The sequence below is a fragment of the Ruminococcus sporogenes genome (genome assembly GCF_054655175.1).
This window is the reverse complement of sequence record NZ_BAAHOA010000003.1, coordinates 551,389-568,028: the sequence shown is the minus strand read 5'-3', so window position 1 is coordinate 568,028 and position 16,640 is coordinate 551,389. Positions and strand designations below refer to the sequence as shown.

Genomic DNA, 16,640 nt, shown 5'->3' with positions numbered 1-16,640 from the left:
CTATATCTCTCCAAATTCCATATCTTCATTGCCGTTACCGCTCTCATCTATCAGCTTTCCAAGCTGACGAATTGTAGGATTTGCATATATCTCAGATAATCCTATGTTTATACCCCTGTCGTGCAGCTTTGTATTGAGAGTAATACCTTTAAGGGAGTCGATACCCGAATTTATAAGATTTGCCCCGACACTTACATTTTCATTGCCAATCATCTCGCCGATAAGCGCTGCAAGCATCGTTTCCGTTTCCGTCTCGGGCGCTTCATATACTTCGTCCTCCGCCTGTACCATATTTACTACAGGCAGATTCTTTCTGTTCACCTTTTTATTGGCAGTATAAGGCAGGCTTTCCATAATGATTATATCATCGGGTATCATATAATCCATTACCCTGCTATTAAGCGCCGTATACATTTCGGTCATATTCGGATATGCATGGTTCGTATCTTCCCGAGGCAGGATAAATTTTTCATTACCTTCGGCGGTGAACACCCTTATAGGCGTATCTGTACCGCCTGTGCTTTGAACGTCACTTACTGCCCCTGTCCCCGGCACAGACATGGGCGTTACATATGCGAACAGCTTTTGAACGCCGTTTACCTCCTTGACCGTTGCCACTGCTTCGGACACGTTTTCGCACCGACACAGACAGCTTTCTATCTCTCCCAGTTCGATACGGTAGCCGTACAGTTTAACTTGAAAGTCCTTGCGTCCCAAAAATATCACATAGCCCTTTGGTGACAGAAGTCCAAGATCGCCTGTTCTGTATATGCGGCCCAGCTTTTCATGGTTAAAAAACTGTTTTTTGGTACGCTCCTCATCATTGAGGTAGCCATGGGCAACTCCTCTGCCGCCTATGCATATCTCTCCACGAACTCCGGGGGGACAAATGTTGTCATCATCGTCCATTATCCAGATGGTCTGATTATCAAGGGGATAGCCGTAGGGTACGGAGTTCCAGTCCTTTTCCACTTCTTCCACAGGATAATATATCGACCAAATGGCCCCTTCCGTTGCACCGCCCAAGCTGATGACCTGTGCATTCGGGAAGGTATTTTTTATCTTTTGGAGAAGGTTCAAAGGTATCCAGTCACCGCTTAGCAACACTGTATGCAGCGAATTGTATTTTTGTCCCTCATCAAGATTGTTTATTAAAAGTTCCATTATGGAGGGGACTGTGTTCCATATAGTGACGCCCTCTTTGGTCATAATATCTTTTATCAAGTGCATATCATATGCCGATGGAGCAAGTTTTAGCTGTGCCCCCGAGGAAAGTGCACCGAAAATATCGAAGACCGAAAGATCAAAACTGAAAGAGGAGATACCGATAATTTTATCATCACTGTTTATAGAGAATCTGACGTTTATATCCGTTATCGTATTGCAGACGGCATCATGGGTTATCACCACGCCCTTTGGCGTACCTGTACTTCCAGATGTGTATATAACATAAGCTATGCTTTCAGGCTCGGAGAGATCGTAGCGCTGTCCCCATTCACCGTCGGCAAGTATTTCCTTTACATTCTCATCGGTGAGTATCAATTCGCTTTCCGACTGTTCCTTTATAAATTCAAGTCTTTTTTGAGGACAATTATGTGCAACGGGGATATAGTACCCGCCTGCTTTTATGACGCCTAATGCCGCAACAACAGCATTTCTGCTCCTTGTCATTCGCATGATAATAGCCGATCTCGCCTTGTGGTTTTTGATTATGTGATCTGCGACAATATCGGAAAAACGGTCAATTTCACTGTAGGTGTAGCTTTGCTTCATGTCGGCAACCGCTGTTTTGTTGGGAAATTTTTTCACCTGATCTGCAAAAAGTCTTACAAGAGTGTTTTTTTCCTTTTCCTTGAATGTGTCGTTGTATTTAAAAGCAAAGGAATCGTATTGCTGCTGAAGCTTTTCTGTATTATCGGTGATGATACTGCAATATTCCTCTTGCATACTCTCTATTCTGCCTTCCGGGAAATACTCTCCCAAAAAATCCCAGTGGATGCAAAGCCGTCCCTCTTTAAGGGAAATCTGATTATCAAGTATCACTTGCGGCGTTTGACTTATCTGATACCGCCTTTCGCCCAGCCAGTCCCATTTACTGCCTGCAAGATCAAACAGCATACAGGTACATACAGCAGGGAACGGGAAACCGTTTCCGCCGCCGTTTAGGGACATATAATCCTTTATCAGTTCCGAGCTTGCGACGCTTCCGTGTTTTTTTCGGAGGCTTATTTTTTTCTGTGTTTCCTTTGCCGCTTCTTTAAGGCTTTTTTTCATGCTGAAATCGAAATCCACAAGCATGACCTCGGTAAAATCGCCTATGGCATTTAAAAGAGCTTTGGCATTTCCCTTTCTGTTGGACATGGTCATGTTAAGCGTTATCCTGCTCTGACCGCACCACCTTGATAGCAGCTTTGCATAGGCGGCAGTAAGATATACCGACGGGAGTATCCTTTCGCTTTTCAGTTCACGACTTTTTGCTCCCCACTTATCCGCAGGAACACTTATTTCACGGGTATCAAAGGTGCATTCCTCATTGCCGCCTGTTCTCTCAAAATGGGGACCCGAAGGAAGTTCCTCTATTATCTCTTTCCAAAACGCCTTGTCATTGTCATAATTTTTAGCTTTTTTCTGTTCCTTTAAAGCAATATGATCTTCAAAGGCTTCTATGGATATTTCCCGTACAGGCTCGTCCTTTTCATAGTATTTATACAGTGATTCGATAAGTATTTCCGTACTTAGTCCGTCCATTATCATCATATCTGAATCAATTATCATCACATTTTTATCCCTGCCCGTAATGCATATATTAAATTCAAACATAGGCCAGCTGTCAAGATCGAAAATACGGTTTGAGCAGCGCTTTCTTATCTCCAGTAGCTTTTTCTCCTGCTCTTCATAGGAAAGGCGGGAAATATCCGTTTCCTTTATTCTGTAATATTCGGGGGCTTCGTCCATGCAGCACTGCATACCGTCAGAGGTGATATAAGACCTTAATGACGGCTGTTCTTTTATTACGCTGTTAAGCGCCTTTTCCAACTTGTCTTTGTCAAGGCTTGTCATGCATTCAATGTAAAAATGAGTAGAGATCCCTCCTAAAAAAGTACCCTTGCTGCGTCCGTAAAAGTAGGAACGCTGCACATCAGACAATGGTAAATATTTATTGTTCATTATTCCTCCCAAAATTTATTTGTTTTTTACCGTATCAATTTCTTTTCTACCTGACCGCAAATGTCCCTGCTGCAAGTTTCGCACACATCATGTCCGCCGCTTAGCATGACACTTTCAAATTTTCCCAGTGTAAAATCCTTCCAGAGCAAACTGTCTTCTTCGGACATATAGGCGTCTTCCCGACCTATGAATGAAACTATATCCCCCTCCAAGGGAGCGCTTCTGTCGTAGCTGTACCCCTCTGCAAGGCTGAAATCCTTCACCGTCAGCTTTCTGTAATATTCCATGACGAATTTATTATTAAAAAAAGAATCGTCAAGGGGCATGAACTCCTTTAAGAACCTGATAAATCCATCCATGTCAAGCCGACTTATAGGCTTGCCTTCAAAGTATGTCGGGTTGAACTTGTTAGGTGCGGGAATGCTTACCGAAAAAAGTGTCGACAGTATAAGACCGTATTTTTCTTTCAGATACAGCGCCGCTTCATATCCCACCAGACTGCCTGCGCAATGACCTAAAAAAGCAAATTCCTTTTCCCTTATAAGCTCAATGCACTCATCACAAAACTGCTGTGCGAGTTCTGTTATGGAATCTGGCATGGGATCTTTAGCACGTTTTTCCCTCATGGGATATTGAACGGGATATATGTCTATATCCTCATTCAGATACTCATGCCATTTGTGATAGGAGGAGGCTGTTCCTCCCGAACATGGAAAAATAAACAGGCTCACCTTTCCGTTTTCATTCACTCTTTCATTGAATATCCACTTGTTCATAGTTTTACATGATCCCCTCTCACATTTCTGATGTATTTTCTCAATGTTTTGCTTATCTGTGCTGTAACAAGGTCACAGTGTTCATTGATAAAGAAATGATTTCCCGGAAAATTCTTTATGGAAAAACCACGGGGAGAATACTTCTTCCATGATATTAGATCGGATTCGGTAAGTTCGTCCTCCAGACCGTTGAAAACAGTACAGCCGCAGCAGAATTTTTCGGTCATTTCCAAACAGTAAGTTTCGGTCATTTGGTAATCGGAACGTATTATAGGGAGAAAATACTTCACAAACAGCGGTTCTTCGATCACTTCCTCGGATATCCCTCCAAGTCTTATCAATTCACGCTTCATGCCCTCATTGTCCATTTTGTGGAATTCGGTAAGATGTGCGCTGTCGTTGTTGAGATGAGGAGCATAATTTCCGGACATAAATATATGTACAAGATTTTTCTTCATTTCAGAGTCCTCGCTTATCCTTCTGTACAGTTCATAGACTATAAAACAACCCATGCTGTGCCCGAATATCGCAAATTTATCCCCGTCGTAGTTCTTGGACAGGGTGTTGTAAATATCATTAGCTGCTGACTGTATGGACGTATAGGGCTCATCTTTGAACCTTGCGCCTCTGCCTGCAAGTTCCGGCGCTACTATTTCAATATCACGGGGCATATAAGATCTCCATTTGGCAAAAACTGACGATGAACCTCCTGCGTAAGGAAAGCAAAATATCTTCATAATTATAATCCGCCTTTCTGCGAAAGACACCAATATGGTTATGAAAAAAGCGCTTTCGCTAAAATTGTTTATGCGATATAATGTAGTTGAGTGAAACGGTCAACTACAGAAACCGTGGAGGCGAGCGGCAGGGCTGTATAGCGGCAACCCCGCATAATTATATGGTTCGATTCTCTATTTAGGCATAAATTGAAATGGCGCAAACAAGCAGTCCTTAAACTTATCTCTTTCAAGTCGAAGTTGATATATGACATTTAAAATCTTCCGTCAGAATTGTTATGAATCCGATGTGCATAAAACACGGATTTATACCTGTATCGGTATCACTGATGCCAACAATCTTACAGAATACAAACAAGCTCGTTTTTCATCTTTCTCTTATCATATCTCATATTCTTCATCAAACTGCCAACCGCAGTATATGCCTTTTTCTTTACATTTTTTTCTGTAATCATCCATTATATTATCCGAAAGTATATCATTTGCCCAGTATATGCCTATATCGTCGTTTCTTTCAAGTACTGCAAGTATCACAGATGCCGCCGAATACGCCGTTATATCCATAGTATTTTTTAAGTCAATACGGAGCTTGACATTTTTTATTTCGTCGTCCTTTATTCCTTTAGCGATGATATACAGCAAAGACCACTCATCATTCTGTGTCTTTGTTTCAATTTTTTCCAAGTATTTCGACAGTTCCGAGTAAAGCTGATGAAAATCCATTTCATTGCAAAGTTGATAATATTTCATAGCCATAAGGCCCACCACATTATCGCTTGTAATATTATACCAGCGGCATTCCTCTATCATATCATCGGGATATGTTTTCAGCGCTGAATACAGCTCATTGCCAAGAAACTGTTTCATCATTATTTTTTTATCAAAAAGTTCGTTATCGCAACTTTCAAAACCGTTACCGCATTTAACAGGTTTACCGTTTTTATAGTATCCGTTAATACAGCGGGGACTTGAGCCGCTCATTATTATATCAAGATAACTCATAACGGAATATATTTCCGAGCCTCCTGAGTATCCTGTCAGACTGTCTATCCTGTCAAATTGTTCTATCACCTTTTTTAGCATCACACCGGTTATTCCGGGATAATACCCTGCAGCTATATAAAACTTTCCTTTGCCGTCCACTCTTGACATAACCTCATCGTTAAACATCAGTGCATCAGTAACATCGACATACACCGCGCCTGCCCTCGCTGAAGCAAGAGCCACTTTTTCAAATAAAACGTATGCAGGGCCTGCACAATTGAGTACAACATCACATTCGCCGCAAAAATCTGAAAGTTCTTCACCGTCATTTATATCGAGATGTTTCCACCTGAAGTTTTCAGGATATTTGTAAAAATCAGGTTCACTCCGCTGACCGCCAATGATTTCGACATTTGCACTCGAAAGGTAACTGCAAATAATAGGACCTATCGTTCCGCCACAGCCAATTACTCCAATCTTTTTCATAAAATTCTCCTTGTTTTCAGGATGATATTTTTGCAATTGTTATAGTACATACAAACTCAACTCAACCTTTTTTTATCTACTTTCTTTGCTATTGCACGAACAGAAAGACATTCAAAAAAGTCATATATTTCCAATCCATCTACTTCTTCCGACAGTTTCATATATATACGCATAGCCATAAGAGAATTGCCACCCAATTCAAAAAAATCATCGTCTATACCAAAATCCTCTCTACCGAATACCTGCTTCCACACTTCCAATATTCTTTCTTCAGTTTCAGTCATTTATCATTACTCCTTTTTTATACGATGCAAATATTTGTGCAACTTATCTTACAATACATAATCTGTAGGAATACAGACTATAAGTTAAAATGTAAACCATTTAGTTTGCTATGGCTAACTAAAACTCCAAAAAAATAAGTCCTATCTATAGACCGAAATATTCTGCTATTTACGAATAGATCATCCGCAACAACGTTAACAGTACCCTTGCGGACATTTACACAAATGATTATTTGATCGCCAAAAAACTTTTTCTCTTGCCAATGTATCACTGCTTAAAAGTTAGCTATAGCTAACTTTTAAGCAGTGATACAAAATGTTCCTGTTTAATATTATACCGTGCCTATATCAGTTTGTCAACCCTGAATTATATAGGAAACCAGTAAATCGTCATATGCGCTGAATATTCCATTTCGATCGCAGCAAGTCCTGCCCAGTTTGTCTGACTTTTACACGGCGCCATGCAAAGAGTGTGGTCTATGATTAATTCGGAAGAATTTGAAAAATGTTTTATCCAGTGGGTATCCGCTGGCTGCCGATGAACAAACGGAGAAATTGTCAGTATTGATGGAAAAATTGTGAGAAGAAGCAAGGATACAGGCAAAAATCTGATCCATATGGTAAGTGCGTGGGCAAATCAGATGGTTGTAGGACAACTGTCAACAGACGAAAAATCAAATGAAATCACAGCAGTGCCGGAATTGCTTGCGGCTTTAGATATCACTGAAAAAATTATTACGGAAGATGCGATGAGCTGTCAATAAGAAATCGTGAAGACAATTGTGGAAAAGAAAGCAGATTATGCAATTATATGGGCTTAATTATCTGAGCAATTACATAATGAGACAAATTAAACGATTTAATCAGAAAACGATAGCATTAAAAAACGTTAATCCCTAAAATAAAACGACAACTTGATATCGTTTTATTTTACCCCGAAAATGACAAACAGCCAAAGTGATTTTAACCTCACTGTGGCTGTTATCGTTTGATGATTGCCAAAAAACACCTGTTTCTCGGCTTTTTTAAATAAAAATGCACCCAACGATTGTATCATTCGTTAGGTGCAGATATGTCAAGCACTGACAAAATAGATGAATGCTAAAAGTGGATCAAAGGGTTCGGATTTTAGATTTGTTCTTTTTCTTTCTGAAATTTAGCTTTTTTATTTTATAATGTGAATCCAGCCTAATAATACAAATAATACAAAATGCAGAAAAGACTATTTACTGTATTTACAACATAAAATCAACGCAGTTTGGACTTTATGGTTATCAATATGTGTTGTGACTATAAAATAGATATATGTACTAAATATCCATTTCTTGAAAATTATAAGTTAATATTAGCAATTCCAACTTAAAGTAAAAATATTAAACTTCTTTTTGAATATTATAATCATCTTGATTTTCTTGTATTTCATACGCTTTATCAATATATGATTCCATATCACTAACAAAATCTGACCACTTCACACAATACATATAACTGCAATCTCCATGATATATTGTTTGACCGACATCACAACTATTCGCATCAGGATTTTTTTGATTGAACATATTACCACTCATTATACTAAAAATTAAGTTGGAATTACTCTGAAAAGTTGTACAACCGATACTACAACAGTTTTGAGTATATGTAAAGTAACTATATGAACCACTTTTATCAGGTAAAATAACGGCAAGAATTGCATTTGTTTTACTTATAACTGGATTACCATTTTTATCTTTCCTTGAAACTTCTTTCAATGAATATGATATTTCCTGAGGAATCCACTGATGTTTTTCTGCTTTATATTTTTCCCTCATTCCCTTTGATATCACTATAATTGTTAACGTACTATCATATATTCTATTTTTCAATTTTTCCCAAATGGTTGAATCCTCAAGCTGAGATAAATCTTCTCCATCTGATTCACCTTTGTAAATATGATCTGTTTTATCTTTAAGGGTATCTTCAATTACATCAACGTAATCTCTTACTGTACAATTATACCATAACCCCGGATTGCCAGTAATATTTTCAACGTTATTATCTGCATATTTATATGATATAAAGATTTTTCTTCCCATCTTTGTGCCCTTTCTATTTTAGAATAAATCCACCAACAATTAATCCCAATGCTAACAGCAAATAAAGTGGTAAAATTGTTATAGAAATCATCGCCTTAATAACACAATATTTACAAGTTTTATATTTATCAATTGACATTTCAAATTTCTTTATATCAGCACCATAATTGGCTGCATAAACAATATCATTATATAACGCTCTGAATTTACGTTCCTGCTGTAAATAATATGAGTCTAAAAACCAAAAAATTAATACAGGAATAAGAGCTATAAAAATGTATGTAATTTTTCTACTGTTAGCATAAAGTGCTAATAGTGCTGATACCAATGTTATCGTCCATCCCTTTATTTGAAATGAGTTTGTATTCATTCTTGAAATGATGCCTTGTATCAATTTTAAATGTTCAAATTTATCATTCATATTGTTATACCTCATTTTCTATATTTATGTTTTAATTTTAATCACTTATATACAAATTAACAAGTATAATTATACTATTGTTTTAGCCATCTCTCTAATTCTTCTCCTAAATTTGAGTATTCTGGTTTTAAAACTAACCATCTGTTATCAACATTTTCAATTCTGTTGTATAATTGATAATATTCTCTTTTCTCCCAAGTTTTATTTTCATGAACTATTGGAAGTATAGCAATATTGCTTAGTCCTTTCATCTGATCGGCTAAACCTATTTCCCATGGCATCCATATTGACTCAATACTTTTAGGTGTTGCTAAAATCACAAATTTGCTTGACTTCTCAATTTTAATTTTCAACTTCTCAGCAGTTTCTGAACTCGTGACTTTTGGCATATCTTTATCCAACCAGTCTATATATAAATTTGCACCTTGAGATACAAAGAAACCTCTAACTTGATTTATTAGTCTAATATCTTCACTATGCCTATGAGATAAAAATACAGTAATTGTATCATTACGTCTATAATTGACTGATTCATTATAAATTTCACTCTGCTCATAATTATTGTATTTCGATTCTAGTTGCTCAAAGGTAAGAAAATGATTCATTTTAATTGTCCTCCTGTAATTTATTATTCAAGTAATTTAGCACGTTTTGAGATAAAGAAAAATAATCAATACTTTCCATTAACTCAACGTTTAACTTTTTTGATGCATCATTAAGTCCTGTCCAACTATCAGCTTTATATTCCAAAGCAACTTTAGATGAACAACCCCCAACAGAACCTACTATGAATACAGGAATTCTGTATTCAACAGCTAACGCTATTTCTTCACGAATTCCTTCTTCAGATTTATTTTTCTTATTTTTACCTCCCAAGCAAATTAGAGCTGAAACCTCTTTACGTTGTATCATTTCCTTTCTCATATTTGTCAAACTTTCGCTTAAGGTACTGACCTTTTCAATCTCATTAAATTCAGAGTTTGCTTTATAATAATCTTTTGAATGTGTATACTTATCTTCAAACCACTTTGATATATACATTTTCAAACATTTTTTATAATTTTCAGGACAAATCAACCTTGATATTTCAAAAAACAACTCCTGAAATGTAGGGTGAGAGCCAAATGTTAAAGTATATCCCGACTTTAAAATTGACTTAGCAAAAATTACAAGTGCATCTGTAAGGGTTTGCTTATAAATTTCTTCCCCATCTGGAAAGGCTCCTGAAATAATTATCTCTTTATTTTTAATGACAATAGGATTTTGAAAATACTTATCCCAGTGAAACATAAAATCTTCGTACGACTCAATTATTACATGATCATTTTCTTCACTTTTAAAAATTTTATCTGTCAAAATCACTGATGAATCGTATTGATCATTCAAAATCTTTAACTTATTATTAAAGCAATTTACGTCAGATAAAGTAGGAGTTCTGCCAAATAACTGAATATATTGATTTATATCTCGTTGTGGATATCTATATCCTTTTCGTTTTACATCAATATTAAAGATCATTTTTTCATTATCAATACACTTTATTTTATCTTCAAATAGTTCTTCTAACGTATTATGACAATCAAACACTATATTTGATTTAGTCATAATCAAGTCAAATGTTCTTTCCATAATTTCGTCAGTAATTTCAGTTAATCTTTTGATATCTTTAAATTCATCTAAAGCATAACTCAAATGTGGCTTTTCTGAAGGAACAAATTTTAATTTGTGAATATCAGCATTTTCTATCTGTACCCATAACACAGGAATGTTTCTCAGAATAGCAAATTGCAATTCTTTCTGTATCCACTTAGAAACAGCAGACTCAGGTGTATGAATAAAGATAAATGCATCACTTTCTGTCATTGCTTTATCTATTTCACTTTGTGCTTCTTCACCAACTTTTACAGAAGTAACATCACGAAATGTTTCACACGCCTCGAACTGAACACTAAGTCTATCACAGAGCTGTGCTGTAATTTCTTCTCCATCCAAACGTCTATGGCTTATAAAAATAAGACCACTTTCACTATACATAGTCGGCATTATGTTCGCAATAACTTTTCGTGCAAAGCAACGAGCTACCAATGGAAGATAATCGTCACTTAAATCTCTACATCTTAGTTGTTCCCAAACATCATAGCTTTGCTTATCAGCAATAACGTCTAATGGTTTTCTTGTTTTCTTATCCATAGCAATCGGATATATAACTGCATTTTTATTTTTAGCAATACATAACAGTTTTTTTACATTTTCATTTTCCGAAAATAATTCACCGTTAAAAATTATTACAATGCTCTCCTTTTCAATTTCAGAAAAATACTTAGTTGCATTAGCCACCATACAATAATGCATATCATACTTATCGAACTGTTCTTTAAGCACTTGAACAAAGCAATCTGCTTGACTGTGATTTTTAATTGTAAATAATGGATTTATAATGTAAATACTCATGTATTTGACTCCTAATTATATTATAATTACCCTTTGCAAATCGATGTGATGCACCAATAAACTGTTATTTTATTTTCGCTATGAGAAAAAGTTCTAAATACGCAGAAAATAATTATTTAACAAATATTCTTTTACTGTGGTGGTTTGTTTTCTATTGCATTTTCAATAAGATTATAAATATTATTTGATATATCATCATATACAAATTTACTTAATTTATATGGTGGATCATAACAAGTTACATATTTGGAAAGTCTTTCACCATTATTAATAAATACATTATAAAATGGATTGCTTCCTTTTTCAGTTTGATCGCCGTTTTCGTTTTTCAAACCATGAATGTATATTCCAACGATACCTTTTTTCAATTCATATGCCTTCTCTATTTCATATTTCACCCATTTTCTTGTTGAAGTGGTTTTGCCAATTAGAACCACAATGCATGAACGCATAGCCACCTGTTCATTAATCCATTTTTTTATTGAAGCATCACTTTTGGATTTAACAGTTTCCCAGTCATTATCAGAAAATGTGGAACTTTTACTTACAACATTCATATTTCTTATTTGCGATGCTCTCCAAGCATCCTTATTATATTCAAAGCTAAAAAACACCTGTCTCATAACAATCACCCGTCCTTTATATATTTTATTTTCTTAAATAATTTGCAGCTTCAAGATGAACGCAACGCCTTTAAGTAATCGTATTTTATTATATGTAATTTAACCTCCTCAAATAATTTTATATCATACGTTTCTAATATGAATAATTTTTCTTTATATAAAATACCTCTTCGCTCACTATTATTGTTTTAAACCTCTCTGTATATAATTAATTTACATCTTTCACCTTTACATATAGAATAAATGCTATTTACATATAAGATCAACCCAAGATAACTACTAATTATCGGAGGTGGTATTATGAATTTTGTAAATAGAGATAAAGAACTTGATTTTTTACTCAAATCAATTGAAGAAAAACATCAGATTGTTTATTTTATATGTGAACCAGCTAGTGGAATATCAGCTTTTCTTCGAAAATGTTTAAATGTACTTGCCGATAAATATGTTTTTCTTTTAGATGCTGCAGAGCAATCAGATTTCGCAACAGCATTTTGTAGTGAGGCTTGCAAAAACTCAAGTATAAGAAATATTATGCAGAACTTTGCAGACCTAAAATTTGGTGAAAAATCACAAAATTTTATTTCATCGTTGTTAAAATCTTCACCATACGGCGGTGAAATTCTATCGCATATTACCGAGAAACCATCTGCATCTCATATATATATAGGAGCTTTTCCATCTATATATGAAGAAATAATTTTTCCTACGATTAATGAAATGCGTAAGACAAAACAAGTGATTTTTATAATTGATAATGCACTTTATTTATCGGAATCATCTAGAAATCTATGTTGCAAATTAACTAATAATTTTAATGTTTATTTTATTTTTGCTTTAGAAAATAAATATTTGGAAACAAAAAAATTTGAAAATGGACTAAAAAATTTTATTGATCCGTTGATAGTGAAACCAGTTAAATATACATTTTGTCACCCTGATACGAAAATGATTCAACTTTTATCAGAATCATATCAAATAAGTTGTAGTCCAGAACAAGCAGAAGAGATTGCAAATATCTCACATGATAATATACATTCAATTATTAATTACCTTTTAAGCTATAACGAAAATAAAAACGCAAAATTTAATTTGACACAAAAAATTATTATCAATATACTTAATGAAGTTAATTATAGGATCTCAATTCATCTTTTGTTTAGCATAGTGAAGTATTTTGATAATGTTGTATTGCTCAATGAAGAATTAATTGAAGATGATATAGAACGTTTAGTTGATTTAAGAATAATTGAAAAAAACGGCGACTTAGTACATCTGATTTCAAAAAAACATCCTAAAGTAAATGAAGTTTTGAATGATTGGCTGTTTACCGACAGTGTTAAATCTGCAATTTTAGAAACATTTTATGAAGCAAAAGCATATGAATTAAATGATTGTTATCTAAATGAGTCTTATAGAATCGCTTTGTATTTTCATGATAATAGATACCTGGAGTTTTCAAAAGTACTGTTAAAAAACGCTGTTGCCACAGGAATATCAATTGGTGAAGACATTCTAACTATTTGTAAAAATAATATCTTAAATGAGGAAGATAGTTTAGTTTTAGTACTTTACCTTACTCAATGCCGAAGGTATACAGAAGCCTTAGATATTATTAATAAGGGCAATATAACAAAAGGTATCAAACCATTGTATGCTGTTTTGTTAAATCGTTGTCGTCAACATGAAAAAGCAGAAAAGGAGCTTGAAACAGCTATTAAAGATGAAGAAAATGCAGATAACATTATGATTCTATATGCATATCTAATTAGCAACTGTGTACATAACAATGACACACAAAAGGCTAAACAATTATTTAATTCTATATCAAAACCGCTTAGAAAATCCGTAGAATTTGCATATGTTTTGAGAAATATCGCAACAGTTTGTATACCACAAATGGCAGTACAATTTTCAAAAGAAGCAGCAAAACTATTTAATAGGAATCACGATTTATTTGGTGAATTTACTGCAAAATGCAATCAATATAGATTTTTATGTGAACAAGGTGAACACCAAAAAGCATTAGATAAAATGATGTTTATATTGAGTGATGCTTCGAGTTATCGAAATAGTGATATGCATATATTGTTAAATAATATTGCGGTATGTCATATTTATTTGAAAAATATTGATGAGTCTAAATATTATATTAAAAGTGCGCTTTACTTTTCTAAATCAGACATGCCTGATATTTTTATAAAAATTAACTATAGTTTATTACTTCTAATGGACGGAAATGCATCAAAGGCACTTGAAGTGATAGAAAGCATAAAGAATTTGGCGTTAGAATACCCAGTTGACAGAGTTAGACAAAGATTCTTTATAAATTATTGTCATATTTTATATGCTAATAATAAAAATTATGATGAAGTTCTTGGAAAAGCAAAGATTTTCAAAGATAGAATAAAGCCTAATATGACAGACGATCTTTGTAAGTTTTACGAAGATGCAAAATCAAATAATCGAATGTATTTAAAAGAAGATTTCTTCAAACTTTTTATACCTTGCTACTTGGAATACTGGTATACGGAACCACTAAAACTTGTATCGAGTAGCATCGTAAATAACATTTTGTCTCCTCATACTGGAAGTAATAATATTACAAATCAAATTCTCATATGAAATGCCTATTGATTGTGCTGAGAGATTAATAGCAGCTTGTTTTCCAAGATTACAACACACATTAAATTCTATAAAATATGGAGTTCCATTTTTGTCAATAATAAAATCCATTCTTGTATAATCAATTGGTTGTATAAATTTGAATATTGATGAACATGCATCGTTTAATTGTTTTATAATTCTTTCATCCGTTACAATTTCTCGAGTTAATCCACCAATAATTTTTCTTTTTTGTTTATATGTTATCACATTTCCCATTAGTGATGAACATTCTCTAATAGGAGGAAGATATAATGTATCACCAAAGTTTGATAGAATTGGACACGTATAAGCTTGCCCTTGAATATATTGTTCTACAATAACTTGGTTTGTTAATTTAAACATACTATTAATTTGGATTTTTGCTTCATCCCATGAAAAACAAACTGAAGTTTCATCAACTCCTAAAGATGATGCTCCAAACCTTGGTTTTACAAAGTAGGGCGGTTCAAATGGTGGTTTCTGTATTGGGAGACTAATATTATATGTAATCCAATCTGCAGTTTTAATCCCAGCATGATAGGCTACGAGTTTTGCAAGCTGTTTATCTTCTGCAGTAGCCCTTATATTTGGTCCTGCACCTAAATACGGCTTTGAATAATATTCCAGTAAAGAAGATATAAATATTTCACTATTACTGAATGGCATTCTGTTTAATAGTGAAGCAACATAATCATATTCTGTATGATCTTTAAAAATAATATCTGGGGTTGTAGCAGTAATTACATTTTCAAAGTTGTTTTTCAAAATATTATAAAAATCTTTATGATATTCTGCGTACACCACATCTTCTATAATATTGTTGTCCATGATTTGTTTATCTACATCAGCATATTTAGCAATGTAAAGTATTTTTTTATTAATCATAAAATACCACCTCCGATAATTAGTAGTTATCTTGGGTTGTCCTTTTTATAAAATTACACACCATAATTCTACCTATGTCATCATATTTTCAAGATTTCACCGAGAAACCATTTACACAATTCGACATTCATAGTTTTATAGTATATAATATAAATATCTAAAAAAATAAAGGAGTCAACCGCAAATGTTAAATCTTACTTTACAAACTGAACTTTTCCTAAACTGCTGTAAAAGCAGAAAAACTCTTAACGATAAAACCATAAAAGCCTACAGAACCGATCTTAGACAATTCACTGAATTTACGGACAATACGTTCACTAAAGAATCAATCTACCTTTACATTGATATGCTGCATGAACAGTTTAAGCCCAAAACGGTAAAAAGGAAAATTGCAACTGTAAAAGCTTTTACCCACTATCTTTTAATTGAAGATGTTATTGATATAAATCCCTTTGACAAAATCGAAGTTTCTTTCAAAGAACCTGTTATTCTTCCAAAAACAATTCCTTTGAACATAATTAACAGCATTCTTATCTGTGCCTACAATTTGCAGTCACAAACTAAAACTGAATATCAAAAAAAATTACCACCCGTGATATTGCCGTGCTTGAAATACTTTTTGCAACAGGTGCAAGGGTATCTGAAATCTGCAATCTTAAGTTGTCCTCTGTAGATTTAACCAATCATACTGTAAAAATCTTTGGCAAGGGTTCTAAAGAAAGGATGATACAAATTGAAAACACTGATGTTCTGCGGGCGCTGAACAACTACTATGAACTATTTCAACCAGATATAAAAGAATGCGGTTTCTTTTTTATAAATAAACTGCATCATCGCTTGTCTGAACAGTCTGTTCGTGAAATCATCTGTAAATACACCGCTATGACAGGGTATGATATACATATCACACCTCATATGTTCCGTCATTCTTTTGCTACTCTGCTTCTGGATGAAGATGTTGATATTCGTTACATACAAAAGCTGCTTGGACACAGTTCCATTACGACCACACAAATATACACTCACGTTGCAATGGCAAAACAGAAAGAAATTTTATCGGTTAAACATCCTCGCAACAAGATAATTGTAAATGCAAAATAATAC

General features: G+C 34.3%; 15 protein-coding genes. 4 read left to right on the top strand and 11 right to left on the bottom strand.

Annotation, left to right across the window (positions count from 1 at the left end):
* The 5 genes from ACYQ0N_RS12925 to ACYQ0N_RS12905 form a co-directional block, all read right to left on the bottom strand.
* Positions 1–3,168 carry an amino acid adenylation domain-containing protein gene (locus tag ACYQ0N_RS12925; RefSeq protein ID WP_460162920.1) on the bottom strand — a complete coding sequence of 1,056 codons (3,168 nt, stop codon included), beginning with the start codon at positions 3,166–3,168 and terminating at the stop codon, positions 1–3.
* Between the two features lie 26 nt (positions 3,169–3,194).
* A complete protein-coding gene (locus tag ACYQ0N_RS12920; RefSeq protein WP_460162919.1) occupies positions 3,195–3,944 on the bottom strand; it encodes a thioesterase II family protein in 750 nt (249 codons plus the stop codon).
* Positions 3,941–4,681: a thioesterase II family protein gene (locus ACYQ0N_RS12915; protein WP_460162918.1), complete on the bottom strand. Its 741-nt coding sequence runs from the start codon at positions 4,679–4,681 to the stop codon at positions 3,941–3,943. Before ACYQ0N_RS12915 ends, ACYQ0N_RS12920 begins: the two co-directional genes overlap by 4 nt.
* 381 nt (positions 4,682–5,062) lie before the next feature.
* On the bottom strand, positions 5,063–6,151 hold the full coding sequence (locus ACYQ0N_RS12910; protein ID WP_460162917.1) for a saccharopine dehydrogenase NADP-binding domain-containing protein: 1,089 nt from the start codon (positions 6,149–6,151) through the stop codon (positions 5,063–5,065).
* 56 nt (positions 6,152–6,207) lie between these two features.
* Positions 6,208–6,435 carry a phosphopantetheine-binding protein gene (locus tag ACYQ0N_RS12905; protein ID WP_177531922.1) on the bottom strand — a complete coding sequence of 76 codons (228 nt, stop codon included), beginning with the start codon at positions 6,433–6,435 and terminating at the stop codon, positions 6,208–6,210.
* 554 nt (positions 6,436–6,989) lie between these two features.
* On the opposite strand from ACYQ0N_RS12905, the gene ACYQ0N_RS12900 reads away from it, so the two are divergent.
* Positions 6,990–7,199 carry an ISAs1 family transposase gene (locus tag ACYQ0N_RS12900; protein ID WP_460162941.1) on the top strand — a complete coding sequence of 70 codons (210 nt, stop codon included), beginning with the start codon at positions 6,990–6,992 and terminating at the stop codon, positions 7,197–7,199.
* A gap of 609 nt (positions 7,200–7,808) precedes the next feature.
* Here the strand turns inward: ACYQ0N_RS12900 and ACYQ0N_RS12895 are convergent.
* The 5 genes from ACYQ0N_RS12895 to ACYQ0N_RS12875 all read right to left on the bottom strand — a co-directional run bounded on the left by ACYQ0N_RS12895 (position 7,809) and on the right by ACYQ0N_RS12875 (position 12,005).
* Positions 7,809–8,510 carry a TIR domain-containing protein gene (locus ACYQ0N_RS12895; protein ID WP_460162916.1) on the bottom strand — a complete coding sequence of 234 codons (702 nt, stop codon included), beginning with the start codon at positions 8,508–8,510 and terminating at the stop codon, positions 7,809–7,811.
* Between the two features lie 13 nt (positions 8,511–8,523).
* The gene (locus ACYQ0N_RS12890; protein ID WP_460162915.1) at positions 8,524–8,931 is read right to left on the bottom strand and encodes a hypothetical protein; all 408 of its coding nucleotides are present in this window, start codon (positions 8,929–8,931) and stop codon (positions 8,524–8,526) included.
* A 74-nt stretch (positions 8,932–9,005) separates the two neighbouring features.
* A complete protein-coding gene (locus tag ACYQ0N_RS12885) occupies positions 9,006–9,536 on the bottom strand; it encodes a TIR domain-containing protein (protein ID WP_460162914.1) in 531 nt (176 codons plus the stop codon).
* A gap of 1 nt (position 9,537) precedes the next feature.
* The gene (locus ACYQ0N_RS12880; protein WP_460162913.1) at positions 9,538–11,382 is read right to left on the bottom strand and encodes a TIR domain-containing protein; all 1,845 of its coding nucleotides are present in this window, start codon (positions 11,380–11,382) and stop codon (positions 9,538–9,540) included.
* A gap of 131 nt (positions 11,383–11,513) precedes the next feature.
* Positions 11,514–12,005 (bottom strand): TIR domain-containing protein, encoded by a 492-nt coding sequence (locus tag ACYQ0N_RS12875; RefSeq protein WP_460162912.1) that lies wholly within the window; start codon positions 12,003–12,005, stop codon positions 11,514–11,516.
* 300 nt (positions 12,006–12,305) lie between these two features.
* On the opposite strand from ACYQ0N_RS12875, the gene ACYQ0N_RS12870 reads away from it, so the two are divergent.
* Positions 12,306–14,630, top strand: a complete 2,325-nt coding sequence (locus tag ACYQ0N_RS12870) for a hypothetical protein (protein WP_177858765.1) — start codon at positions 12,306–12,308, stop codon at positions 14,628–14,630.
* On the opposite strand, the gene ACYQ0N_RS12865 is transcribed toward ACYQ0N_RS12870, so the two are convergent.
* Positions 14,544–15,536, bottom strand: coding sequence for a D-alanine--D-alanine ligase family protein (locus ACYQ0N_RS12865; protein WP_177858767.1), 993 nt, complete (start codon positions 15,534–15,536; stop codon positions 14,544–14,546). The two genes, ACYQ0N_RS12870 and ACYQ0N_RS12865, sit on opposite strands and share 87 nt — an antisense overlap.
* 184 nt (positions 15,537–15,720) lie before the next feature.
* On the opposite strand from ACYQ0N_RS12865, the gene ACYQ0N_RS12860 reads away from it, so the two are divergent.
* A complete protein-coding gene (locus ACYQ0N_RS12860) occupies positions 15,721–16,209 on the top strand; it encodes a site-specific integrase (RefSeq protein WP_460162193.1) in 489 nt (162 codons plus the stop codon).
* The gene (locus tag ACYQ0N_RS12855; RefSeq protein WP_460162194.1) at positions 16,140–16,637 is read left to right on the top strand and encodes a tyrosine-type recombinase/integrase; all 498 of its coding nucleotides are present in this window, start codon (positions 16,140–16,142) and stop codon (positions 16,635–16,637) included. Before ACYQ0N_RS12860 ends, ACYQ0N_RS12855 begins: the two co-directional genes overlap by 70 nt.
* Positions 16,638–16,640 lie beyond the last annotated feature (3 nt).